Source organism: Bacillus massiliigorillae (assembly GCF_000380245.2).
Classification (GTDB): domain Bacteria; phylum Bacillota; class Bacilli; order Bacillales; family DSM-1321; genus Bacillus_AD; species Bacillus_AD massiliigorillae.
In genome coordinates this window covers 570,226-594,238 of record NZ_HG428741.1, presented here as the reverse complement: position 1 = coordinate 594,238, position 24,013 = coordinate 570,226, and the positions used below count along the sequence as shown (strand labels likewise).

General features: G+C 35.2%; 26 protein-coding genes and 2 riboswitches. Of the genes, 8 read left to right on the top strand and 18 right to left on the bottom strand.

Annotated elements, in window-relative coordinates; translation table 11 throughout:
• Positions 1–24: 24 nt before the first annotated feature.
• Complete coding sequence (locus TX86_RS02745; RefSeq protein WP_042346010.1) at positions 25–573, bottom strand: YqhR family membrane protein; 549 nt, start codon at positions 571–573, stop codon at positions 25–27.
• A gap of 251 nt (positions 574–824) precedes the next feature.
• Between TX86_RS02745 and TX86_RS02740 the strand changes: the two genes are divergently transcribed.
• Both TX86_RS02740 and TX86_RS02735 read left to right on the top strand, forming a co-directional pair.
• Positions 825–1,775 (top strand): DUF1385 domain-containing protein, encoded by a 951-nt coding sequence (locus TX86_RS02740; protein ID WP_042346008.1) that lies wholly within the window; start codon positions 825–827, stop codon positions 1,773–1,775.
• Positions 1,776–1,924: 149 nt separating this feature from the next.
• Positions 1,925–2,308 carry an SA1362 family protein gene (locus TX86_RS02735; RefSeq protein WP_052343517.1) on the top strand — a complete coding sequence of 128 codons (384 nt, stop codon included), beginning with the start codon at positions 1,925–1,927 and terminating at the stop codon, positions 2,306–2,308.
• A gap of 48 nt (positions 2,309–2,356) precedes the next feature.
• On the opposite strand, the gene TX86_RS02730 is transcribed toward TX86_RS02735, so the two are convergent.
• From TX86_RS02730 to TX86_RS02715, 4 genes are all read right to left on the bottom strand, one after another.
• Positions 2,357–3,238, bottom strand: a complete 882-nt coding sequence (locus TX86_RS02730) for a patatin-like phospholipase family protein (protein WP_042346006.1) — start codon at positions 3,236–3,238, stop codon at positions 2,357–2,359.
• 86 nt (positions 3,239–3,324) lie between these two features.
• Entirely contained in the window at positions 3,325–4,350 is a 1,026-nt protein-coding gene (gene splB / locus TX86_RS02725) for a spore photoproduct lyase (protein WP_042346004.1), read from the bottom strand.
• Positions 4,351–4,599: 249 nt separating this feature from the next.
• On the bottom strand, positions 4,600–7,155 hold the full coding sequence (locus TX86_RS02720) for a vitamin B12-dependent ribonucleotide reductase (RefSeq protein WP_042346003.1): 2,556 nt from the start codon (positions 7,153–7,155) through the stop codon (positions 4,600–4,602).
• A 360-nt stretch (positions 7,156–7,515) separates the two neighbouring features.
• Positions 7,516–8,352, bottom strand: coding sequence for a lipoate--protein ligase family protein (locus TX86_RS02715; protein WP_042346001.1), 837 nt, complete (start codon positions 8,350–8,352; stop codon positions 7,516–7,518).
• 195 nt (positions 8,353–8,547) lie between these two features.
• Here TX86_RS02715 and TX86_RS02710 point away from each other — a divergent pair, with 195 nt between their 5' ends.
• Entirely contained in the window at positions 8,548–8,922 is a 375-nt protein-coding gene (locus tag TX86_RS02710) for a rhodanese-like domain-containing protein (RefSeq protein ID WP_042346000.1), read from the top strand.
• A gap of 69 nt (positions 8,923–8,991) precedes the next feature.
• Here TX86_RS02710 and gcvPB read toward each other — a convergent pair whose 3' ends face one another.
• From gcvPB to gcvT, 3 genes are read right to left on the bottom strand one after another with little or no spacing between them, the layout of a single operon-like run.
• Complete coding sequence (gcvPB, locus tag TX86_RS02705) at positions 8,992–10,452, bottom strand: aminomethyl-transferring glycine dehydrogenase subunit GcvPB (protein WP_042345999.1); 1,461 nt, start codon at positions 10,450–10,452, stop codon at positions 8,992–8,994.
• Positions 10,445–11,791 carry an aminomethyl-transferring glycine dehydrogenase subunit GcvPA gene (gene gcvPA, locus TX86_RS02700; RefSeq protein ID WP_042350100.1) on the bottom strand — a complete coding sequence of 449 codons (1,347 nt, stop codon included), beginning with the start codon at positions 11,789–11,791 and terminating at the stop codon, positions 10,445–10,447. The genes gcvPB and gcvPA overlap by 8 nt, the downstream gene beginning before the upstream one ends.
• 18 nt (positions 11,792–11,809) lie before the next feature.
• On the bottom strand, positions 11,810–12,913 hold the full coding sequence (gene gcvT, locus TX86_RS02695; RefSeq protein WP_042345998.1) for a glycine cleavage system aminomethyltransferase GcvT: 1,104 nt from the start codon (positions 12,911–12,913) through the stop codon (positions 11,810–11,812).
• A 115-nt stretch (positions 12,914–13,028) separates the two neighbouring features.
• A riboswitch (glycine riboswitch) is annotated at positions 13,029–13,105 on the bottom strand.
• A gap of 2 nt (positions 13,106–13,107) precedes the next feature.
• Positions 13,108–13,200, bottom strand: a riboswitch (glycine riboswitch).
• Positions 13,201–13,406: 206 nt separating this feature from the next.
• Between gcvT and TX86_RS02690 the strand changes: the two genes are divergently transcribed.
• Complete coding sequence (locus TX86_RS02690; protein WP_042345997.1) at positions 13,407–15,080, top strand: DEAD/DEAH box helicase; 1,674 nt, start codon at positions 13,407–13,409, stop codon at positions 15,078–15,080.
• Positions 15,067–15,861: a YqhG family protein gene (locus TX86_RS02685; RefSeq protein ID WP_042345995.1), complete on the top strand. Its 795-nt coding sequence runs from the start codon at positions 15,067–15,069 to the stop codon at positions 15,859–15,861. The genes TX86_RS02690 and TX86_RS02685 overlap by 14 nt, the downstream gene beginning before the upstream one ends.
• A 116-nt stretch (positions 15,862–15,977) precedes the next feature.
• Here the strand turns inward: TX86_RS02685 and TX86_RS02680 are convergent, their stop codons facing one another.
• The 8 genes from TX86_RS02680 to comGA form a co-directional block, all read right to left on the bottom strand.
• Positions 15,978–16,181, bottom strand: a complete 204-nt coding sequence (locus tag TX86_RS02680) for a YqzE family protein (protein ID WP_230203557.1) — start codon at positions 16,179–16,181, stop codon at positions 15,978–15,980.
• A 56-nt stretch (positions 16,182–16,237) separates the two neighbouring features.
• Positions 16,238–16,567, bottom strand: coding sequence for a competence type IV pilus minor pilin ComGG (gene comGG, locus TX86_RS02675; RefSeq protein WP_042345992.1), 330 nt, complete (start codon positions 16,565–16,567; stop codon positions 16,238–16,240).
• Between the two features lie 63 nt (positions 16,568–16,630).
• Positions 16,631–16,987: a ComGF family competence protein gene (locus TX86_RS02670; protein ID WP_042345991.1), complete on the bottom strand. Its 357-nt coding sequence runs from the start codon at positions 16,985–16,987 to the stop codon at positions 16,631–16,633.
• Between the two features lie 31 nt (positions 16,988–17,018).
• A complete protein-coding gene (gene comGE, locus TX86_RS02665; RefSeq protein WP_042345989.1) occupies positions 17,019–17,375 on the bottom strand; it encodes a competence type IV pilus minor pilin ComGE in 357 nt (118 codons plus the stop codon).
• The gene (comGD, locus tag TX86_RS02660) at positions 17,365–17,823 is read right to left on the bottom strand and encodes a competence type IV pilus minor pilin ComGD (protein ID WP_042345988.1); all 459 of its coding nucleotides are present in this window, start codon (positions 17,821–17,823) and stop codon (positions 17,365–17,367) included. The genes comGE and comGD overlap by 11 nt, the downstream gene beginning before the upstream one ends.
• A complete protein-coding gene (gene comGC / locus TX86_RS02655) occupies positions 17,816–18,112 on the bottom strand; it encodes a competence type IV pilus major pilin ComGC (RefSeq protein WP_042345987.1) in 297 nt (98 codons plus the stop codon). Before comGC ends, comGD begins: the two co-directional genes overlap by 8 nt.
• A 46-nt stretch (positions 18,113–18,158) precedes the next feature.
• The gene (gene comGB / locus TX86_RS02650) at positions 18,159–19,286 is read right to left on the bottom strand and encodes a competence type IV pilus assembly protein ComGB (protein ID WP_154663034.1); all 1,128 of its coding nucleotides are present in this window, start codon (positions 19,284–19,286) and stop codon (positions 18,159–18,161) included.
• Entirely contained in the window at positions 19,186–20,250 is a 1,065-nt protein-coding gene (comGA, locus tag TX86_RS02645) for a competence type IV pilus ATPase ComGA (RefSeq protein WP_042345984.1), read from the bottom strand. The genes comGB and comGA overlap by 101 nt, the downstream gene beginning before the upstream one ends.
• Before the next feature lie 316 nt (positions 20,251–20,566).
• Here comGA and TX86_RS02640 point away from each other — a divergent pair, with 316 nt between their 5' ends.
• Positions 20,567–21,268 (top strand): helix-turn-helix transcriptional regulator, encoded by a 702-nt coding sequence (locus tag TX86_RS02640; RefSeq protein ID WP_042345982.1) that lies wholly within the window; start codon positions 20,567–20,569, stop codon positions 21,266–21,268.
• A gap of 85 nt (positions 21,269–21,353) precedes the next feature.
• On the top strand, positions 21,354–21,599 hold the full coding sequence (locus TX86_RS02635) for a DUF2626 domain-containing protein (protein WP_042345980.1): 246 nt from the start codon (positions 21,354–21,356) through the stop codon (positions 21,597–21,599).
• Positions 21,600–21,661: 62 nt separating this feature from the next.
• On the opposite strand, the gene TX86_RS02630 is transcribed toward TX86_RS02635, so the two are convergent.
• Positions 21,662–22,762: a class I SAM-dependent methyltransferase gene (locus TX86_RS02630; protein WP_042345978.1), complete on the bottom strand. Its 1,101-nt coding sequence runs from the start codon at positions 22,760–22,762 to the stop codon at positions 21,662–21,664.
• A 171-nt stretch (positions 22,763–22,933) separates the two neighbouring features.
• On the bottom strand, positions 22,934–23,566 hold the full coding sequence (locus TX86_RS02625; protein WP_042345975.1) for an MBL fold metallo-hydrolase: 633 nt from the start codon (positions 23,564–23,566) through the stop codon (positions 22,934–22,936).
• 215 nt (positions 23,567–23,781) lie between these two features.
• Between TX86_RS02625 and TX86_RS26050 the strand changes: the two genes are divergently transcribed.
• Positions 23,782–23,955, top strand: a complete 174-nt coding sequence (locus TX86_RS26050; protein WP_042345974.1) for a DUF2759 domain-containing protein — start codon at positions 23,782–23,784, stop codon at positions 23,953–23,955.
• The last annotated feature ends 58 nt before the right edge of the window (positions 23,956–24,013 follow it).

Genomic DNA, 24,013 nt, shown 5'->3' with positions numbered 1-24,013 from the left:
AGATTGGAAAAAGAATGAATAACACTATGGTTGTACATTTTGCTCTTTTTGCTGCGTTTCTTCCTGTCGTACTCTCTCACTATGATCAAAAGAAACACTAACACCAATAAATACTCCGTATAATATATAGAGACAAACCGTTGTAACTAACGTATTGAAATCCATATCTTGTATTCCTTTCATGTCTGAAAAGAATGGTACGAAAGCATAATGAACAATCGCCCAAATCGCAATACCAAATAAAATTCCAGCAGAAAGACTACGCACTTTACGTAAAAATGCATAATATAAAAAAGCAACCACGATTGAAACAAGCCCATAAAGAAGAATTGCTATAAGTACTCCTAAAAAACCATGTGTCCATTTATCCGAAAGCCATCCCGTTATAATGACTTTTGGACCTACCTCTGTAAAATGAAAATAATATGCAAGCTGTCCCAATGCACTCCAAAACATCCCTCCTATAAATCCTATCAAAGCAATGTTTGTTTTTTGAGATAATTGATTTTCTTGTTGATTTTGATCTAATTTAGAATTACTTTTTCCATCATTTTGTTGTTGTTTATCCATCATTAACACCTCCACGACTAGTATGTCCTATTCTCAGGAAATTTTTTCTCAAAAAAATATTTACGATATTTTTTTCAAGTTGCTTCTATTTATCTGGAGTCATCTTCATTTTTTTTGTAAAATATATGTAGAGGTACAACAGCTTACCAATCTCAATTGATTTTTTTATCAATTATAGAGGCATAAGCTCTCACTATAGCAAACGACAAAGGAAAAGCTAAATGTGAAATAAAACAACATAGGTTGGTGTAGAAATGTCACAAGAAAAACCCGTATACGGCGGACAGGCGGTTGTGGAAGGCGTCATGTTCGGAGGTAAAAAGCATACTGTTACTGCTATTAGAAGAAAAGATGGTACAATCGATTATTTTCACGTTCCACGAACGCCAAGCCCTTTTCTAACTTCCATCAAGAAAATTCCATTTATCAGAGGGATTGCAGCTATTATTGATGCAAGCGCTAACGGATCGAAGCATTTAAATTTCTCAACAGAAAAGTTTGACGTTGACCCTGCTGAAGAACAAGAGGAAGTAATTGAAGAAGAAAAACCAGCTTCGAAAGTAGGAATGTTTTTAAGTGTAGCAGCAATCGGCGTTCTCTCCTTCTTATTTGGTAAATTCATCTTTACTCTTGTACCTGTTTTTCTTGCAGATTTTACAAGACCTGTATTTTCTTCAGATTTTGGGCAAATAATGGTAGAAAGTGTCTTTAAATTAATTCTATTACTTTTATATATTTACTTTGTGTCACTTACACCATTAATTAAGAGAGTCTTTCAATATCACGGAGCAGAGCATAAAGTAATAAACGCTTATGAGAATAATTTAGAGCTTACTGTTGAGAACGTACAATCACAGTCTAGACTTCATTATCGATGTGGAAGTAGCTTCATCTTATTCACAATTATTGTTGGTATGTTTGTTTACATGCTAGTACCTACAGATCCCTTATGGGTTCGAGTTGTAAATCGAATTGCACTGATTCCTGTCGTGTTAGGAATCGCTTTTGAAGTATTACAAATTACTAACAAAGTACGCGATATTCCTATTTTAAGATTTTTAGGCTACCCAGGACTGTGGCTCCAATTGTTAACAACTAACAAGCCAACAGATGATCAAGTGGAAGTAGCGATTCATTCTTTCAATCGTTTATTAGAATTAGAAAAAGAAAATAAAACAGGTTTAGAAAAGGAAAGTATAGTGTAAAACAAAATGTAACAGCTTTTTAATTCATGAAGCATATTATATAGAATCAGAAGTTTTTCTAAAATTCCACATTCAAAGATGATATATTAGTTGTACATTACTATTTTCCTACAATACTTCTTTCTTATGCTTTTAAGGAGGTGGCCTTAATGATGAAACGTCCAAGTTATTTTATTGTTTCAGGTATTATTTTGCTTGCGTTACTAGGCTTAGGTAGCAAACTGTTTGGCGATCCAGTGGGTACACTTAAATGGTTACTAATAATCGTTGCAGTTACAGCGATTATGATTTACGTTGTCAAGAGATTTTCAGGCTCATCTACTGCTCAATCAGCTAATCAAAAAGCATATAGAAAAGCCGCTAAGCAATCTCAAAAAAATCAACAGCTACGTAACACATCAAAACCAAAAGATTCAAATGTCGTTACCTATTCTTTCAACCATTCGAAAAGAAAACCAAAGCATCGTAAAAAATCTGATGTTCAACTAACTGTCATTGATGGTAAAAAAGGCAAAAAGAAAAATCGGGCATAATCGTGCCTGATTTTTTTGACTTAAAATTCTAATCATTTGACCATAATGTTAATAAGCCCAACTTCGTAAAAATATTTGAGCAGACATACGGCCTAATTCTATAAGGTCCCGCTTCTTCTTCGATGATAAATCAAATTCCGTTGCAGATACATTCTTCGTTGGAATAAAGATGATGTTCTTTTCATGTTTTCTAGAAATGTAACGGTTATCATGGGCATCTTTCATCGTCTCAAATAAAGCACCAAACATTTCAATAGCATTATCGATCTTTCTTGGTGGTAGCTCCTCTTTATTTTCACTTAATTTAACCCCAATAACAGGTCGAGTTTTCTTTACATTCTCTTGATCAAACAACCACATTGGAAAATTACTTAATACGCCTCCATCCACGATGTAGGTATAAGGCTTTCTCGAATTAAGTTTTACAGGTTCAAAAAAATAAGGGATACTACAGCTCATTCGAACTGCTTTAGCAATCGGAAATGTAGCAATATCAATTTTATACTTATTTAAATCATCCGGTAAAACCATAATGACCCCATTTGTTACATCAGATGCAATAATACGAAAAGAATGAAGTGGTAAATCACTAAATGTATATATTCCTTTAGCTGCTAATTTCTCAGCAATCCATTCTTCCAGTTTATCTCCTTTATACAACCCTAACTTCCAATAAAGCAGTAACCATTTAGCGAAAGGAAGATTTCCTCCAATGCGTTCATCTAACAATATTTCTGTATTCATTTCCATCATAATTTCTTCTATTTCTTTCCCCGTATAACCAGCGATAATAAAAGCAGCAATTATTGAACCAGCACTAGTACCAGCTGTTCTTTGAAACACAAAACCCTTTTCTTCAAGAACTTGGTATGCTCCAACTAAAGCGTATCCTTTCATACCTCCTCCGGAAAACACTCCATCAATAATCAATGCTGTTCCCTCCTGTCTCCGGCCTTTATACATCTTTAAGCAGGAAGGAACTAGATTATTACAGTAGATTAGTTAATTATTTGTCTTTACGTGAAATATGCAATAGTAGCATGCGGAAAGAATTGTTGAATATAACTGGAAATGGTTGTTTCTAAATCATTCGCTTCTTCGGTTGGATATACATATTTGCCGATTCCATACTTACCCCATTTATATTTACGTTTCGATTCGTCTAGTTCAAGCTTTGTTTTCGGATAATGCTTTTCAATCACTTTCTTAGCAGGCTTAGTAAATCGATGCTGAATAAGCTCAAAAGATAGATCAGGAATACTCTCTCCCTCTAATGATTCAGCTAATCTTTCAAATAATTCAAAATAGCCTTCTTGCCAATCATCATGCATATAAATAGGTGCTACAATAAAGCCTAATGGATACCCTGCATTTGCCACTTTCTTAGCCGCTTCCAAACGCTGGTCAAAACTAGAAGTACCAGGCTCAAAATTCTTTATAACGTAGCGAGAATTAACACTAAAGCGAAAACGAGTATGCCCATTATGTTTCGCATCTAATAAATGATCCACATGATGAAATTTCGTAACAAAACGCAGTCTTCCTAACTCAGTTCTCCCGAAAAATTCTATCGCTTTCTTTAAAGAGTGCGTTAAATGATCAATGCCGACAATATCAGAGGTACAAGCTGCTTCAAAGCGTGTAATTTCTGGTTTTCGTTCGTCCATGTATTTCTCTGCTTGCTCAAAGATTTCATCTAAATTAACATAGGTCCGTATATATGGTTTACTTCCCAGTGTCGTTTGTAAGTAGCAATAATGACAGTGCCCCATACATCCCGTTGCTAAAGGTATGGCATATTCCGCTGAAGGCTTTGACGTATCGAATTTAAGTGTACGACGAACACCCACAACGAGAGTCGATTTAGCTACTCGATATTTTTGTAAATCTGTATCACCAGGAAGATTACGAATTTGATTGTGAGATGTCGTTTCTTTTATTTCAATTCCCATTTTCTCGAATTTCTCTTTCAATTCACGCCCTAAAGGATAGTCTAATGCTTGTGGTTCAATATATACAAGTTGAGGAATAAAAGGCTTCAAAGAGTTCACCAAATTTCTTTGTTATTTCTATAGATTCCTGTTATTTTTTACTGATGTAAGAAAAAGTCTCTGCAAAAAATTTGGAATTCCCCCGTTCAAAAATAAAAAACTTAAAACTAACGATAACTTTATCCATACTCCTCATAGCTACCCTTTTACCTTTACTTATTAATAACAATCAATCAAAAAAGACTGCCTCATAAAGTCAGTAATTCTGACTTATGAAACAGTCTCTCATCTATTTTTTATTTACAAACCACATTTCAACTGTGCACCACAGTTTGTACAAGTATTACATCCACCCATCTCCTGTACTTCACCTTTACGGCATACAGGACATGTATCTCCTACTTCAGATCCAATGGTAACTTTAGTAGAACGTAACTCATTAATCGTATCAACTAAAACAACTTTCGTTTCATCCTCTAAAAGTAGTTCTTGTTGTTCAAAATGATTTTCTTCTGCTTTTAATGTTAATACTTGTGAATCACGGCTTCCATCTACATACACTGTGCCACCTTTAGCACCACCTTTATATAGACGCTCGTACACTTTTTCAACTTGTTCAACTGTGTAGCCTTTAGGTGCATTAACTGTTTTAGATATTGAACTATCTATCCAGCGTTGAATGATACATTGTACATCAGCATGTGCTTCAGGAGATAATTCCATCGCTGAAACAAACCAACTTGGTAAATTGTTAGGATCCTCTTCTGGATGACGGTCTAAATATTCTTGCACAATATCTGCCTTAACTTCGATGAATTTACCTAAGCGACCACTTCTAAAGTACGAGAATGAGAAGTATGGTTCAAGCCCAGTAGAAACACCAACCATCGTTCCAGTACTTCCAGTTGGAGCAACAGTTAGTAAATGTGAATTACGAATACCATATTTCATAATATCTTCTTTAATTTCTTGCGGCATTTTTTGCATAAAACCTGTTTGAATAAAGTTAGAACGAAGCTGGTTTGTTTCTGCTTCTGTCTTTCCTTCTAAAAATGGGAAGGTACCTTTTTCTTTACTTAATTCTACAGATGCTCTATACGCTGTAGTAGCAATTGTTTCAAATACTTGTTCCACCAGTTTATTTGACTCTTCTGATCCATATTCAGATTCGCAATAAATAAGTAAATCATGTAAGCCCATGACACCTAAGCCAACACGACGCTCACCAAGTGCTTGCTTTTTATTCTCTTCAAGGAAGTAAGGTGTTGCATCGATTACGTTATCTTGCATACGTACTCCTACTTCTACAGTGCGTTTCAGTTTCTCAAAATTAACTGTTTTGTTCTCTTTATCTGCCATTTGCGCTAAGTTGATAGCTGCTAAGTTACAGACAGAGTAAGGAGCTAAGGGTTGTTCTCCACACGGATTTGTTGCTACTACCTGTTGTCCATATGCTTTTGCATTCGTCATATCATTGGCATTATCGATGAAGAAAATGCCTGGTTCAGCTGAATACGTCGCACATATATTAATTAAGTTCCATAGCTCTTGTGCTTTAATAGAGCGATATACACGCACCTTATGTCCACGCTTTTCCCACTCGCGAACATCGCCTACTTCGTGCCACTCTGCATTATATACCTTCATTTCCTCTTCATCATAACTCTCTACATGCGGAAAACGTAGTTCATAGTCTTTATTTTGTTCTACTGCTTCCATAAATTCTTTCGTCAAGCAAACAGAAATATTAGCACCCGTTAAGAATTCTGGATTATGCACGCTATAATGTCCACCCGTATGGAGCTTCTCTTCAGCTTCACTAATTATTTGGTCTGAAAAACCACCTTGACCTGGAATTTGTTTATAATTAAGTATTCCTTGATACATCGCTCTCTCTTGTTCAGTTAAAGGAGTTAGCTTTAATTTTTCATTGGCATATTTTTTGATATTTTCATCTTTTGTATTTTCAATCAAGAATCGCAAAATACGAGGATTTTGCATCTTAGATATGATGAATTCAATGATGTCTGGGTGCCAATCTGCTAACATGATCATTTGTGCTCCACGTCTGGATCCACCTTGCTCAACAAGATGCGTCAGCTTCGCGATATCATCCAACCACGAAACAGAACCTGATGATTTACCATTTACGCCTTTAGCTAATGTATTGCGAGGTCGTAACGTTGAACCGTTCGTTCCAACACCGCCACCACGGCTCATAATCTCCATCACTTGCTTACGATGATCGGATATTCCTTCACGAGAATCAGGTACAAATGGCATCACATAGCAGTTAAAGTATGTAACATCAGTTTGTGAGCCTGCACCATATAGTACTCTTCCTGCTGGTACAAAGTTCATATTAGCTAACTCTTGATAAAACTTTTCGAACCACTCTTGTCGTTTTTCTTCTGTTGTTTCAACAGAAGCTAGCCCTGTTGCATTTCTTTTTGCAATTTGTTCATAGTAAATTTCAAGTGGCTTCTCGATGACATCTAGAGAGCGATTAATAATGCCTGTTTCAATTTCTTCAGGTTTGTCTAATGAACCACGGAATTCATCCTCGACCAACACTTTCGCTTTTTTCTTTTCCCAGTCAATGCTAACAATATGTCCTAAACCACGAGCTGGAAACTTCGGATCCTCTTTAATCGTTAACACAACAAAATCACCATTCGATAAGGTGATTTTCTCGGTGTCTTTAAACGAATATCGATCAATCATAACTAAACGCGAAACGCCTTTATGCGTGAGTTTCATATCTGGTGTAATCGGATGAACCTGTGGGAACAACTTAATGTCCTGATTTAGACTTTCAATACTTTTCTTACCATTTTGCTTAATCGCAACAGACATAAGCAATCTCTCCTTTATTCGTACTGCATTTATATTCTTCCTAGTTAGGTTGATTTTATAAAGTAACATAAACTTACCATATATAGAGCCATCATTCAATATATTGATTTTAAAAACACTCATATATCTATATATGGTGTTAAGGAATGCAAATTAATTAATTTGTCAAACGAAGAATTGCTCAAATAAAAGAGAAAAAAGAAGAAAAAACGGGGTTTATGCGTTTTTCTAATGTTATTTACACCTTTTCAGAAGTTGCATTATTGTCTAATAAAAAAACGTTAATATTGCAAGCCATTTTGTTATTTTTAATTAGCAAAGAAAATATTCACACATAAAAAAGCGATGAACGGAAACCGTTTATCGCATGAAGTTCCAATCATCACTTTCATATTTCTCTTTACTTAATTTCATTATTTCTTCTTGCTGAGCTTCAGTTAACTGATACTCTTGTAGCTCAACCTCTAATCCTTTTGCAAATCCAGCTTTAAAAGCAGCTTTAGCTTCGTCTATTCCAACTGTTCGGTCTGACAATTCATTAATTGCTACTGCTTTATCTCGGAAGCTCTTGAACATTCTTTCCTTCAAGCGCTCATTACGGAAAATAAACAAATCAAATAACTTATCACTATCTAAATCAAGTAAGATAGAGCCATGTTGTAAAATAACGCCCTTTTGACGTGTTTGCGCACTCCCTGCAACCTTCCGACCTTCAACAACTAATTCATACCAGCTTGGCGCATCAAAACAAATGCTTGAGCGAGGATCCTTTAGTTTTTGACGATCTTCTTCCGTTTTTGGAACAGCAAAATATGCATTAAAACCAAGATTGATAAATCCTTCTAATATCCCTTCTGATATGACGCGATATGCTTCTGTCACATTTTTCGGCATTTTCTCATGCTCTTCACTAACAATTACACTATATGTAAGTTCATGCTCATGCAACACTGCTCGACCACCGGTTGCTCTACGCACAAAACCAAGCCCTGCTTCTTTCACCTTATGTAAATCAATTTCTTTTTCAGCTTTTTGAAAGTAGCCTATAGATAGAGTAGCTGGATTCCAACCATAAAAGCGGATAACGGGCGGTATCTTCCCTTCACTATGCCATTTCAATAACATTTCATCCATAGCCATATTGTAGCCAGGTGAACAATTGCCCGAATCAATAAATGCCCACGTTTCTTTTTTCATATATCGTGTAGCCTACCTTCTACATTAGTTTTATTCTCAAACAATATTTATACTAGATTAAACAAGATAACATTTCAACAAAAAAACCATGCTTTTCCTAAAGCTTTGCGTTAAATTCCTTTGTAATTATGGTATATGAATATTATAATAAGTAAAGATTGCATTGTTTTTTAGTTTGAGAGGAGTTTTTTTACTGTGTGGTATTTCTTACTTATACTTGTAGTAGCCGTAATCGTGTATTCTTTATACACATGGTGGTCACAACGTCGAATCGTTAAAACGTTAACACAAGAAGAGTTTATCGAAGGCTATCGAAAAGCTCAATTAATTGACGTACGTGAACCAAATGAATATGATGGAGGTCATATTCTTGGAGCTAGAAACATTCCTATGTCTCAGCTTAAAACGCGTTTAAAAGAAATTCGCCCCGACAAGCCTGTATATTTATACTGTCAAAGTGGTCTTCGTAGTGGACGAGCTGCACAATTGCTATACAAAAATGGCTATAGACAGCTATTCCATTTAAAAAATGGCTTCAAACAATGGACAGGTAAAATTAAAAGAAAATAATATAACTTTTAATAGTAACAAGAAAGACTAACGCTAAAACGTTAGTCTTTCTTTATTATGCCATTATTATTAAGCTTTTACATATCTAAGAACGGGCTTACGAGCCGCCAAAGTTTCATCTAGGCGTTTAATAACAGTTGTATGAGGTGCCTCTTGAACGATTTCTGGTGTGTCTTCTGCTTCCTTCGCAATTTGAATCATCGTGTTGATGAAGCCATCTAGTGTTTCTTTACTTTCTGTTTCAGTCGGTTCAATCATCATACATTCTTCAACATTTAACGGGAAGTAAGTTGTTGGTGGATGATAGCCAAAGTCTAATAAACGTTTCGCAATATCCAATGTACGAACGCCTAATTTCTTTTGACGTCTTCCGCTTAAAACGAACTCATGCTTACAATGACGATCATATGGTAAATCATAATATGGTGCTAGCTTTCTCATCATATAATTTGCATTTAATACCGCATATTCCGTTACAGCTTTCAGGCCGTCTGGCCCCATTGATCGGATATAAGTGTATGCGCGAACATTAATTCCAAAATTACCATAGTAAGGCTTCACACGCCCAATAGATAACGGACGATCATAATCTAATGCGTACACTTCACCCAGTTTCACAACTTGAGGAGCCGGTAAGAATGGAATGATATCCTTCTTCACTCCTACAGGCCCTGAACCTGGTCCTCCACCACCATGTGGCCCAGTAAAGGTTTTATGAAGATTTAAATGCACAACATCAAAGCCCATATCCCCTGGGCGAGCTTTCGATAATACAGCATTTAAATTCGCACCATCGTAGTACAGCTTACCACCAGCATTATGAACTATTTCAGCCATTTCTAAAATATTTTCTTCAAATAAACCTAGCGTATTTGGATTTGTTAACATTAAAGCAGCTGTATCTCTTCCAACAACACGCTTTAAGTCTTCTAAATCAACTAAGCCTTGTTCATCTGATTTAACTGTAATTGTTTCAAAGCCTGCAACCGAAGCAGATGCTGGGTTTGTACCATGCGCTGAGTCAGGTACGATTACTTTTGTACGCTCAAAATCACCATTATTCTCATGATATGCACGAATCATCATTAATCCTGTCCATTCACCATGTGCACCAGCCGCTGGTTGAAGCGTTACTTCATCCATCCCTGTAATTTCTTTCAATGACTCTTGTAAATCATACATTAACTCTAATGCGCCTTGAACAGTACTTTCCTCTTGCAATGGATGAATATGTGCAAAGCCATTATATCGAGCTACCGTTTCATTGATTTTCGGATTATATTTCATTGTACAAGAACCTAGTGGATAGAAGCCTGAATCTACTCCATGATTACGTTTTGATAATGCAGTATAATGACGCATAATATCCAACTCTGAAACTTCTGGTAATTCAGCTTCCTTCTCTCTGACAAAACCAGCCGGAAGTAACTCAGCAATATCAATAGCGTCTACATCCATTTCAGGTAAACTATATCCAATGCGATCTTGTACACTCATTTCAAAAATTAAAGGTTGATCTTGCTTACTCATGGCTCTCCCCCACCTCTTGTGCAAATAAGTCAATTTCTTCTTTTGTTCGTAATTCTGTAACAGCAACTAACATATGATCCTTCAATTCTGGATATGTCTTTCCTAAATGGTAACCACCAATAATACCTTGCTCTAATAGTTGCTTATTACAAGCTTCATATGATTGCGGTAATTTAATAACAAATTCATTGAAAGATGGTCCTTCAAATACTACTTCAACACCTTTAGCTTGAAGGGTTTTCTTTGCATAATGAGCTTTTTGCATATTTTGTGCTGCCATTTCACGAACACCTTTTTTACCTAATGCAGTCATTGCAACTGAAGCTGCTAAAGCATTCAACGCTTGGTTCGAACAAATATTAGATGTTGCTTTCTCACGGCGAATATGTTGTTCACGCGCTTGCAATGTTAAAACAAAACCACGCAAACCATTTTCATCTACTGTTTGGCCAACTAGACGACCAGGGACTTTACGCATTAATTTGCTTGTTACAGCAAAATATCCACAGTGTGGTCCACCAAATGCAGCAGGAATCCCGAAACTTTGAGCATCACCTGTAACAATATCAGCCCCAAATTCACCTGGAGGTGTTAATACACCTAACGCAAGTGGATTGCTTGAAACGATAAACAGTCCCTTGTGCTCATGAGCAATCTTTTCAACTGCAGACAAGTCTTCTATTCGTCCAAAGAAATTTGGATATTGAACAATAACACCTGCGACTTCGTCATTCATCTCGTTTTTCAGTGCTTCTAAATCAGTTACTCCATCTTTATATGGAATTTCAACTACATCAATATATTGACCTTTTGCATAAGAACGCACTACATCTTTATATTCAGGATGAACTGCTTGTGAAATAAGAATTTTCTTACGACGAGTCGAACCACAGCTTAATGTTGCTGCTTCAGCAAGTGCTGTCCCTCCATCATACATAGAAGAATTCGCAACATCCATTCCTGTTAATTCAGAAATCATCGTTTGAAATTCAAAGATCGCTTGTAGCTCCCCTTGTGAGATTTCAGGTTGATATGGTGTATATGCTGTATAGAATTCAGAACGAGATAACACATGATCTACAATAATTGGTGTGTAGTGATCGTATACACCTGCACCTAAAAATGACGCATAACTTTTCGTGTCTTTATTCTTTGCTGCTAATTTACTTAATTCCTTCGTCAATGCAGATTCTGATTTTGCCGCTATAATGTTGTATTCCCCTTGAAAACGTACACTCTCTGGAATATCCTCGAATAATTCATCAATCTTTGAAATTCCGATTGCTTCAAGCATTTCTTTTTGGTCATTTTCTGTCATTGGCAAATAACGATGCTTCAACATATTTCAGCCATCCCCCTACTGATTTTTTGGTCTTTTATAAAAAGGTGCTTTAACAATTTTTGCTTGTAATTTTTTCGAACGAATTTCTATTTCAACTGTACGATCTAATTCAGCAAATTCTTTTTTGATTAACGCATAGCCGATATTTTTCTTTAATGTTGGTGATTGTGTACCCGTCGTCACTTCTCCAATTAATTCACCATCAGCATAAACCGGGTATCCGTGACGTGGAATTCCTCTATCAATCATTTCAACCCCTACTAATTTACGAGGTGCCCCCTCAGCTTTTTGCTGAGATAGAACTACTTTACCATTAAACTCAACTTCTTTATTCGTATTAACAGCAAAGCCAATTCCAGCTTCAATTGGTGTAATATCTGCTGACAATTCCTGTCCGTACAACGGTAAACCAGCTTCAAAGCGTAATGTGTCCCTTGCACCTAATCCGATAGGCAACACTTCATCATGTTCTAAAATCTTTCTCCATAGCTTAGCCGCATCGTCACTATGACAATAGATTTCAAATCCATCTTCTCCTGTATAACCAGTACGGGAAACAAGTGCTTCTACACCATCAATTTTCACGCCTTCTTTAAATTGAAAGAATTTAATTTCAGCCAAATCAGTATTTTCTGTAATTTGTTGTAGTACCTCTTCGGCTAATGGACCTTGAAGTGCTAATTGAGCATACTGTGATGATTGATTTTCTAATTTTACATCGAAATTAGATGCATATTTTTGTAACCAATCAAAATCTTTTTCCGTGTTAGCAGCATTAACAACTAACCAATAGTGATTTTCACCTTTTTGATAAATGATAATATCGTCAACTGTACCACCATTTTCATAACAAAGCGCTGAATATTGTGCCTTTCCTGCATGGATCTTTGCTACATCATTTGTTACCATCGTTTGTAAAAATAACAAACTATCACTACCTATAACTTCAATTTCTCCCATGTGGGAAACATCAAATAATCCAGCTTTCGTTCTTACAGCTTCATGTTCTAGCTTAATACTAGAAAATTGCACCGGAAGCTCCCAACCTCCAAAATCAATTGTTTTCGCACCATACTCACTGTACGCTTCAAATAAAGGTGTTCTTTTCAATTCACTCATTTGCCAACCTCCTACAACAACTATATTAATTTAGCATCCCTACATTATTACACGGTTCTCCCCTATCAAAACGCACAAAAAAAAGACAGAGCAGCCCCTTGTTAATAATGAGCTGTCTCTGTCCGGTTACCTGAGAGTTTACCTAAAATTAGGCTGTCCCCGTTGGTGGTTCTATTGAACTCTCTCCAGAGATGCGTCCAACAAGAGTTCTTTTGCCTGAGAGATTCACAAGTATATGCTTGCTCCTTCGGCGCTGCCTCAATAGCAGTCTCTCCCCTTGTCTTCATCCGCTTATATTAATTTATGAAATGGTCATACTAAGAAATAACATTTTCTTTCTTAAGGAAATCTTTGTTATTCGTAATTCTAATAACATCCTACCATTAAGTACAAAATTATTGCAATAATTTTATTATTTTTTCTAATAAAACAAATATTTTTTCGTTTTTATTTGTTTAATGTTCGGATTTTACTGTTTTCGGAGGTACAACTTATGAAGATTAATATAAACTGGAACCCAGATTGGGAGGATGGATTACTACAACGTTTAGAAGATGATGGACCTTGGACTAGTTGGGAATTATACAAGCTTGCTCTTGAAGCAGAACAAAGCTTACAAATACCAGATTTCGAGGGATTACAAGCCCCTAAGCACCTCCATCACTTAAAACCCCTACCACATCAATTAGAGGTGGCTAAACAAGTAGTCGAAAACATGAACGGGAAAGCTATCTTAGCAGACGAAGTAGGACTTGGAAAAACAATTGAAGCAGGTTTAATACTAAAAGAATATATGATTCGTGGACTAGTAAATAAAGTGCTCATTTTAGTACCTGCTTCCCTTGTTTCTCAATGGGCTTATGAATTAAACAGCAAATTTTTCATTCCCGCTGTTGTGCAACGTAAGAGCTATGTCTGGGAATCTTGCGATGTAATTGTCTCTTCAATTGATACGGCAAAACGCGCACCTCACAGAGATATTATATATAATCAGCAATACGATTTAATCATTGTCGATGAAGCTCATAAATTAAAAAATAATCAAACGAAAAACTATGAGTTTGTACAAAACTTAAAAAAGAAATTTTGCTTACTTTTAACAGCAACTCCTATTCAAAACAAAGTCGATGAAATCTTTCATTTAGTTTCCTTATTAAAACCAGGTCACTTAGGTAATGCCTCCCTCTTCTCCAAAACGTATAAAGGGAAAGGACGGCAAATCAATGAAGATGAGCATTTAAAAGAATTGGTGAACGCTGTTATGATTCGTAATCGCCGTCATGAGACAGGAATTGAATGGACAAAACGAAAAGTTGAAACCGTATTTATTGATGTAACACAAGAAGAGAAAGAACTATATGAAGCAGTGTCTAAATATCGATTATCTGAAGATACAGCTAGTGGTTTTTCAACTTTAACTTTACAACGTGAAGCGTGTAGCAGTCGTGAAGCCGTCTATTACACAATCCAAAATATGATAAAAAAACAAGAATCTCCAAGTGAAGTAATTCAAGAAAAAATAAAAGTAATTGGTGAAAAAATCGATGCCGTCACCAAAAACTCAAAAGCGGTAAAAGCGTTAGAAATCATAAAAACCTGCGATGACAAAGTGATTATTTTCACTGAATATCGAGCAACTCAAATGTACTTACAGTGGTTTTTAAAACAACACGGTATTTCATCCGTTCCTTTTCGTGGGGGATTTAAACGTGGTAAAAAAGACTGGATGCGAGAACTTTTCCAAAACCATGCCCAAGTGCTAATCGCCACAGAAGCTGGTGGTGAAGGAATAAACCTTCAATTCTGCAATACCATTATCAACTTTGACTTACCATGGAATCCGATGCGCTTAGAACAACGGATTGGACGTGTTCATCGCTTAGGGCAAGAGAAAGATGTTATCATTTTCAATTTCGCAACGAAAGATACAGTTGAAGAGCATATCTTAAACTTGCTCTATGAAAAAATTCAACTATTTGAAAAAGTAGTTGGAGAATTGGATGATATTTTAACAAAATTAGAAATCAATAATCTTGAAGAATATATAGAAGATATAATCGGCGGATCAAACAGTGAAGGTGAAATGAAAATTAAAATGGAGAACCTATCTTCTATGATTTCCCTGGCTCAAGATTTAAAGGAGCGTGAAAAACGTGCAGCAACGTGAAATACATCAATTCCTTATAAAATATTTCACCGCCAATGGTGGAGAAATTTTAGCTAATACCACGTCTTATTTAACAGTACAACTAACCGTTGAATTAGATAAAGCATTAATGAATCGCCCCTTCTATTGGCATTATCTTGAAAAGACAGGTGGTGTTCCAAATCCAGCAACACTCACTTTAATTACTGATCCAAATACTGTTCCAGAAGATATTAAAGGTGAAATTATGCATTTTGGTTCACCACGATTGCATCAAATATTTCAATCGACAAAAAAACTAGCGAGCTATATAAGATTGTATGAAAATAGTCTCAATCAAACAAATGGACAAACTCCCTTACATCCATGGTTATCTGCCAACATTAAAGTATCCTTTGTGTCTGATCGTAAGAAAGATGTTTTATTTTCATTAGGATTGCATTTATTGTCAGGGAAAATTGTCGAGAACTTTCACGACAAAATGCTGCAATATTCGTTAACACCCAAAATTCCAGACTTTTCTTTCACGCTCTCTCCAATCATCATGCCGAAGAGTGGAGTGGCTCGATTAGACCGCTATGTCAGATTGCAATTACAAAATGAAGACCATACATGGGCTGAAAGAGCACTAACCAAATGGAACAATGATATTACATTATTAGAACATTTCTACGAAGATGTGGAGGAAAAAGGTGAAAGTTATTTACTTGAAAAAGAAGCACTAAAGCAACAATACGAACCAAATATTAATATCTCTGTTATTAACGGTGGAATGTTTTATTTAAGCGAACGTGCTCTTTAGAATATAGATCTGAAATATTGGCTAGTATGTGCGCGGAAAAGGATTGCTTTCATTTTTTAAGGAATCTAAAAGATTTATCTAAAAAAAGTAAGGGCTGTCCGAAAAATGATGTAAAATCATTTTTCGGACAGCCTCTTACCTTTTTTTCTTTTCAACATCATCATAAGCGCGAAGGGAATCCAGCCAAACAGCGTTCTTGAATAGTTACGTTTTCTACCTCTTTCAACAGATCGATATCGCTTTCTTTCTTCCTTCGGCTGATCAACATACGTTACAAATTCCTGCGTTAAATACTTAATAAAATCATTTGTTTTCATCATTTACCACCCTTATTAGTGTGGTCCAAAATGAATACTTTCAAACGCATTTTCATGAATTATATCTCAAACCATTTACTCACTTTTCCTTCTTTCAGATTAAAAGTATACGATGCTTCTGCCTTACCACCCTTTCGACTGGATGCATATAACAACACTTTCATCTCTTCTTTCGTCTTCATTTCAATCCGATAGTAGACATCTCCATTTTCATAAAACAAAATACCATCTTCCCCTATTTTCAGTTCATTATGAAGATAATCATTCGCATCATTCTTCGCCAAAAAAAGTAAATGATCAACCATTAATTTACTCGATACTTCCTTAGAAAACCGTTTTTCAGTTACGAATGACTCAACACCCAAAATAATTAACATAATAATAAGCATTAATACAATCAGCGCTGGAAATAATACATATCCTTCTTCTTTTCTTCTCGTCTACATTCTCTCCTATTCATTATAAGATAAAAAAGCAGCTTCATAAGCTTTATCATTTGTATCGATAACATTGATTTTGATCATACTATCTATTTTACTTACCGTGAAATGCTTTACATTATGCAACAATACTTCATGACCAGAATAATCAACACGCCTCCGTAACATGATTCCATATTGCTCAATCATAGTAATCGAACCACTATTATTGATATATACCTTTGTGCTTGTAACAGTGGTTGTATCTCCTCTCCTTACCTCTCTCATTACATTATTTATAAAAACTTCCCATTCCATTGGATTTAATGATTTAGAAGAAGGTCTTGCTGGTTCTATCACTAATACGATTTGTAAAATAAGAGTCGCCATGATTATAAATGCCACCAATGACAGTAGCATTTCAATCAATGTAAATCCCCGTTCTTGCCTTAACAACGTCACAAAGCGAAACTTCATTCTTTCGACTATTTCGATAGGAAACACAGCCTTTCACATACAATGCATTCATTTCAAATGGCTGAATGGTTGTTTTAAATTCGCTAAAGTATACTTTACTAGTAGTGACAGAGGCTATATCTTGATTTAGTGTATAACGCTGTAAATTCTCGTACAAGATATGTTGAGCTTTTAACTCTTTTTGCAAATCTTGTCGATCATTATCTATTTTAATTAGGATGGGTAACAACACTAAGCATACAAATAAAACAATACTAAGCGCTCCTAACATATCTAAAAGAATATATCCTTTAGAGTTCACGATAATAATGCCTTCCTCTCCCAATCATAACAGTAAAAATATACTGTACCTTTTTCGATTCAAATACCCAACTCCCAAAGTTTGATACATTCCCAATCGGTGTAAAATAAATTCGTAAAATCAAGCTATCTTTCATAAATTGGATATCTTTCGGAATTCTCTTAAAAAAGATAACCTCGTCACTTCCTATACTGTTCGCATAATACGTTTTATTAATATAATCGATAGAAAAATAAACGGATATTTGATGGTTAATGGCATACATCTGAGCAAAATGAAAATCTTTAGAAAACTGTTGTAAAAAGCTTTCTAATTCTTTCTTCCCTTGATACTTTGGCATAGTTGAAATGGATGCTGAAATAAGTAGTAAAAAAACAGAAAGAACAACTAACATTTCAACAAGAGAATATCCCTTTTCTCCATTTATAACTTTGCATAAGCTATTCACTAACACTCACCTTACCATCTGAATCATATTTTAAACTCTTACCATTTGGACATGTAGCGCTTTCAATATACCCTTTTGACTTTAAATCCTCTAAGCTAGCAGGTAATTTATTCTCGTCAATTTGATAAGATTGCACCTGAGCCTGTACCATCTTCACAAATGCTTCACAGCCTTTATTTCTTATCGACTTTTGATGTTGAATTATATTCGGTACAGTAATAATTAATAGTATTGAAATAACTAACAAAACGATTAACATTTCAATTAATGTGAACCCCTTTTGATTCATACAATCACTCCTGATTTTCACATAAAATGCAAAGTACCATGCATTCTTATAAACCTTCTAAAATTGTGAACATAGGTAATAAAACAGATAAGTAGATAGCCACTACAATACTGCCAACTGTTGCAAATAATAAAGGCTGAATGATTTTGATTACCGCAATCATTTTATCTTCAATCGTTTGAAGTAAAATACGACTATAATGATATAATTCTTGATCTAATTTTCCATTTTTTTGACCGTTAGCCATGACATCACTTATATAGCGTTCAAAATAAGGTAATTCTTTAAAAATGTTCTCTAAACTTCTGCCTTCATTTAATTCTCTAAAAATTACTTCACTAAGTTTTTGAAAAAAAGGCTGATGATTATGCTTGGCGAACAATTGTATCGAATCGTTAATTGATAAACCACCAGCTAATAATCCACTAAGCTGATACGTGAAATAATACGTATCAAACAACCGAATATATACACCTAATAACGGGATTTTAAGAACATATTTTTTCCGCTGAAGATGGCATAGTTTATTGAGCCACAGTTTTTGGACAGTGACTATAATGACGACAATGCCTAGAATAAAATATGGAGTAAAATGAGAGATGCTCGATATCAAGAGAATACTTTCCAAGAAAAAGGAGGGGGCCATATCCATACTTTCATAGAGGGATTGAAATTTCGGAAGTAAAATTCCTTGAAGTAAGAAGGCAATTACAATAATTAATACAAGAAGAAGTATAGGGTAAATTAACATTTTTAAAAGTTTATCACGATCTTGATTTCTCTTACTCCAAAACCTCCCTCCTTCCATTAATGCATGTGGAAGATCACCATAATATTCCGCATAATATACAAACTGTAATAGCTGTGGATGAAATCGTAAAAACAATAATACCTCATGTAAGGTTTGCCCATCCTTTAGCCGTATTATCGCTTCTTCAATATAAGCTCTTCTTTTAGCATGTTCTTGTGATTCTATAAAGCGTAGCGCATCAGATAGATGATAGCCAGAGGCTAATAATTCTCCTAACCGAAATAAAAAAACAGCCTGTTCACTTCGTTTCCACTTTCCTTGTCTATTCCTGATAGATCCACCTTCCAAACTCTTCTTCTCGTACAAATCCAAGTGCAACGGCTTTTTGAATTTCATCTTTAAGAAGTCGAACTGAATGCTCATGATTCTCTCCTTTCATCTCTTCATATAGTACTTTCGACAATTCTCTTCCATGCAGAAGTTCATATACGCTAGCACGCTTCTTTCTTTTTGTAAAATTACAATAAGGTGAGCACTCTTTTGGACAAATCGGGCACTTTAGTTCCAACAACCGCTGCGCAGTGACAGCAATTAACGTTTGCCTAATTTCCGTTAAACTAACACCAAATTCCATTAAGCGATATATTGCTCCAGCAGCGTCACGAGTATGCATCGTACTAAGTATTAAATGACCAGTAAGAGCCGCACGAACAGCTACTTTTGCCGTTTCAGCATCTCGAATTTCCCCAACCATAATGATGTCTGGATCGTGCCTCAACGCCGCTTTAAGTCCAATTGAATACGAAATACCTGCTTTTTCATTAATTTGTACTTGAAGAACTTCTTCAGAAACGTTTTCAATAGGGTCCTCTAACGTAATAATATGCCTATTGATAAAGCTCTTTGCATAATGAAGGAGAGAGTATAAAGTGGTTGTCTTACCAGAGCCAGTAGGACCTGTGAATATCATTAACCCATGAGAATGTTGAAGCAGGGCTAATATTTTGTTTGCAGTTGAAGGGAATAACGATAATTGATCAAGGGGGAGGATACTTTGTTTTGGGAGAAGTCTAATCACAAGCGTTTCAGAGCCTGCTGTGGGAAGCGAGGATACTCGAAGACCAATGGATTCATTTTCACTTGTATACGTCATAGCGCCACTTTGTGGTCGCCTCTTCTCACCTATATCCATACAGGCAAGAAATTTAAAATGGGAAATAATACGATCTGAATGTTCTTTGTCTAAGGTTTGAAATGGGACGAGACGGTTTTCAACACGAAATTGAATAAAAGGCTGATTCTTACGTGGAATGATATGAATATCAGATGCTCCTAGTTGAACAGCACGTTTCAAAATATGATCGGCTATTGTTTCAATTGATGACAAATAATCACCTCCAAATTATTTTATAATGTAACTTTATTCGCTAACAAATTACAAAATCCTTCTTTATTTTTCGAAAAATAGGAAATAAGTTACAAAAAAAAATTTATCATTATATCTCTATCCTATAAATCACCTATTTTAAGCATAAAGACCCAAAATTTTACGTGTAATTTGTGTTCATCCGTGCAATAATTAGGTATTTTATCTATCATTTTTGTGAACTTTAACAATTTTGAGTAGTTAGTTAATATTAGACATTCCAAAGCATCAATAACTGTATTACAATGGTATTAACTATAAGTCCGAGGTGAATAGGATGGAACAAACATTAAAAATTACAAATGTATTGAGTGATCCAACAAGGTATTATATTTATCAACATATTAACAAAAAACATCATGAAGTAACAGTTCAAGAAATAGCTGATACTTTTAATATCCACCCGAATGTTGCACGTTTACACTTATCAAAATTAGAAGATATTAATATGTTAACTTCTGAAACTAAGAAGACAGGAAAGGGCGGAAGACCAAGTCGATTATATCGTTTATCAGATGAAGTTATCCAATTACACTTTCCTTATCGCGATTATCAATTGTTATCAAAGATTGCGATTGAAACAATGATGATGCTTGGCGAACCAGGTAAGGAAGCATTATACACTACAGGGAAGACTTTCGGTAAAGAATTAGTAGAGTCTCAAACAGCATTAAATTTCAATAATGGCTTACCGTTATCTTTCGAAGATAAAATGACCATTCTTAAAAACTCTGCATCACTTGCTGGCTTGTATCCTGAATTTCACGTGAGTGATGATCAAAGTAAAATTTTCTTCCAAATTTATAACTGTCCTTTTAAGGAAGTTGCTAATAGCCAGACACAAGCTGTTTGCAGCATGCATAACGCTTTCTTAAAAGGGATGTTTAGCGCTCTTTTTGATGATGTTCAGTTAGTTGAGAAAGACAATATGATTACAGGTTGTGAGACTTGTAGTTACCAAGCTCTTGTCACAAAGTAGTAACAAAGATTCCTTTACAGACTCTTCCTTTTTAAACTATAATTGGATAGTATTGACATAATAGGGACAAAAGGGGGGATTTGGAATGGAACGCATGTACAGAGTTCTTGGATTCTGGACAGGGATTTTCGCTGTAATGTTTTATTTAGGGCATATGCACCAAACTTCGTTACTATTTTTGGCTCAAACAGGATTTTTTGTTTTATTAAGTTATTTAAAATTATCTGAGCGCATGTATATATATGTGTTCGGAGCATATTTAACAGTCTTCTTCGCAGGTTTTACATATTGGTCTACTTTCATGATGGTACCAGGCGCGACTGGACATTAAACGCAATTATCCAAAAACTTCGGTTCCCACAATGTTTTTTTGTGAAACCGAAGTTTTATTTTTTATATAATAGTAGTCGGAAATAAATTATTATTTTTTATTTCTATGTTCTTTGACTGAATTAATACTTGAAAATGTGAACTAATCTGTCCAGGTTCAATCAACGTTCTTATAGCTCGATTACGCTTATGCTCGGTTGAAAAAGGATTCGGATTACTTGTATTACTTAATTCCTCTAATATTCCACAAGAAAGCAAAAACTCGTTCTGTCTTTGAAAGGAAAGAGAATGCAGTTCTTGCTCTTTGCCATTTACTCGTAATGCATCCCAATGAATATGTGCAGTCAAATCCATCTCACCTGCTTTTTGTAGAACATTATCATACATGGAATGCTGATAATATCCTCTTAAGCTACCTCTTCGGTGAATATCCTCTTTCCATTCTTCGTTTGTGTATCCATAATCAATCGTAACAAGAATTCCTTTAGTGATTTTCGTACATAACGTACGATAGTATTGCACCATTGACAGTGGGATTTCTATTCTTTGTCCCTCTACAAGGTCAAGACTAAGTACTTCTAAATATGCTTCTATTTCTGCATTTTGAAGAGGAATAAGTTGTTCATGAAGATCAGCTGTCACCATCACTTCATACGTAATACCTTCTTTTCTTTCAATTACATGTACAGGAAAAGCATCAAACAGCTCATTTGAGAAAATAATCCCTCTTAACTCTCCTATACTTTCTAGATCCTTTATAAAGTAAACATTTTCATAATTTTCTAATAATGATTTCTGTTTGTGGCCATGAAATGGACTACTTTCAATCACTGTATACTGTAATTGGTTAAATAACTCTTCATCTTGTTCTTGTATGTATGCTAATACCGCATGAGCAATCCGCCCTGTCCCAGCACCCAATTCTATGATATGTCGTGGAATGTCGCATGTTGCAAATAGATGTATAAACCATCGTCCAAGGGCTCTTCCAAATACATCGCTAAGATTACTGCTTGTATAGAAATCACCATGCCTACCTATCTTCTCTTGATTACTATTATAATAACCGAATTCTGGATGATAAAGTGCTAAATCCATATATTCTTTAAATGTTATATAAGGTTGTTTCTGCGAACTAATATACGATTTTAAAATTTTTTCCATTATTCCTCCTAAAAATTGTTATTTACTGTTGACATAGTGTTAAATATGTAATAATATTTTGAATAATAGCTTACCTATATCCCTCCCATTTTTAAAAGTAGAATATCCCCTAGAAAAACCTTCTCATATGAGAAGGTTTTTCTTGTGAGTGTAACCATGTATGCATTTAAATTAAAAACCATTAAGAAACGGATTATAATCCTTCTCATCTTGAATGGTAGTTAATCCCCCATGTCCTGGAAAAACAATTGTATCATCTGCTAATGGCAGTAACTTTTGATGAATAGATTGCATTAGTACTTCCATACTACCTCCAGCTAAATCAGTACGCCCTATGCTGCCTTGAAATAATACATCTCCTGAAAACAAATACCCTTCATCTCGAACATAGTATGAAACACTTCCTGGCGAATGTCCTGGTGTTTCAAACATTTCAAAAGTGAATTTTCCAATAGATAGTTCTTCTTCTTTCGTTATTAGTACATCCGCTGGTTTTTGCGTAATCGAACCCATCATAAAACTACTTGAGCCGTTTAGTGCTGGACTTTCTAGCCATTTTTCTTCCTTCTTATGCAAATACACGGGGATATTAAAAGCTTCACGAACATCATCAACTGCCCCTATATGATCGAAATGAGCATGTGTTAAAAGAACAGCCAATGGTTTTAATGATTTATTTTTTACAAATTGAATGAGTTTTGCTCCTTCTCCACCTGGATCGAAAATAACACATTCTCCCATACCATCTTCTAAAATATAACAATTTGTACCTAACGCACCTAACGGTAATTGATAATACTTCATTATTAAACCTTCTTCCTACTGATAATTTAAATGTAATAACATACATAACTTTCCACATTTGACACTTATATGTCATTTTTAACTCTCGACAAAGCTACAAAAAAGAATTAAAATTACTACGAATGCTATTTTACTAAATTATAGTAGATTTACAGTTCAGTTGGCAAAGGTAAATGCTACTGAATAGCTTGGCAAAAGACAAAGGGGGATTTTTCGTGGGAGTAGTTCCAATTTTCGGACTTGTAGCAATCTTAGCTGTTATCGGATTACTAAATTCTTTTAGAAAAAGAAATCCACTAGGAATTATTTTTGCTTTTGGTACTGCCGCTGTCTTTGGCTGGTTTGCAATTATGACAGCCATTCATCACGGAATACCAGTAGCACACTAAAAATCACATCTAGAACTCTCTTTTATGTAATAAAAAAATCTCTAGCACTTTGCTAGAG

Coding starts and splice junctions, on each gene's coding strand:
- TX86_RS02745 (WP_042346010.1), bottom strand. CDS start 573: ATGATGGATAAACAACAACAAAATGATGGAAAAAGTAATTCTAAATTA.
- TX86_RS02740 (WP_042346008.1), top strand. CDS start 825: ATGTCACAAGAAAAACCCGTATACGGCGGACAGGCGGTTGTGGAAGGC.
- TX86_RS02735 (WP_052343517.1), top strand. CDS start 1,925: ATGATGAAACGTCCAAGTTATTTTATTGTTTCAGGTATTATTTTGCTT.
- TX86_RS02720 (WP_042346003.1), bottom strand. CDS start 7,155: ATGTCTGTTGCGATTAAGCAAAATGGTAAGAAAAGTATTGAAAGTCTA.
- TX86_RS02715 (WP_042346001.1), bottom strand. CDS start 8,352: ATGAAAAAAGAAACGTGGGCATTTATTGATTCGGGCAATTGTTCACCT.
- gcvPB (WP_042345999.1), bottom strand. CDS start 10,452: ATGAGTAAGCAAGATCAACCTTTAATTTTTGAAATGAGTGTACAAGAT.
- gcvT (WP_042345998.1), bottom strand. CDS start 12,913: ATGAGTGAATTGAAAAGAACACCTTTATTTGAAGCGTACAGTGAGTAT.
- TX86_RS02690 (WP_042345997.1), top strand. CDS start 13,407: ATGAAGATTAATATAAACTGGAACCCAGATTGGGAGGATGGATTACTA.
- TX86_RS02680 (WP_230203557.1), bottom strand. CDS start 16,181: ATGATGAAAACAAATGATTTTATTAAGTATTTAACGCAGGAATTTGTA.
- comGG (WP_042345992.1), bottom strand. CDS start 16,567: ATGCTTATTATTATGTTAATTATTTTGGGTGTTGAGTCATTCGTAACT.
- TX86_RS02670 (WP_042345991.1), bottom strand. CDS start 16,987: ATGGCGACTCTTATTTTACAAATCGTATTAGTGATAGAACCAGCAAGA.
- comGC (WP_042345987.1), bottom strand. CDS start 18,112: ATGAATCAAAAGGGGTTCACATTAATTGAAATGTTAATCGTTTTGTTA.
- comGB (WP_154663034.1), bottom strand. CDS start 19,286: ATGAGCATTCAGTTCGACTTCTTAAAGATGAAATTCAAAAAGCCGTTG.
- TX86_RS02640 (WP_042345982.1), top strand. CDS start 20,567: ATGGAACAAACATTAAAAATTACAAATGTATTGAGTGATCCAACAAGG.
- TX86_RS02635 (WP_042345980.1), top strand. CDS start 21,354: ATGGAACGCATGTACAGAGTTCTTGGATTCTGGACAGGGATTTTCGCT.
- TX86_RS02630 (WP_042345978.1), bottom strand. CDS start 22,762: ATGGAAAAAATTTTAAAATCGTATATTAGTTCGCAGAAACAACCTTAT.
- TX86_RS02625 (WP_042345975.1), bottom strand. CDS start 23,566: ATGAAGTATTATCAATTACCGTTAGGTGCGTTAGGTACAAATTGTTAT.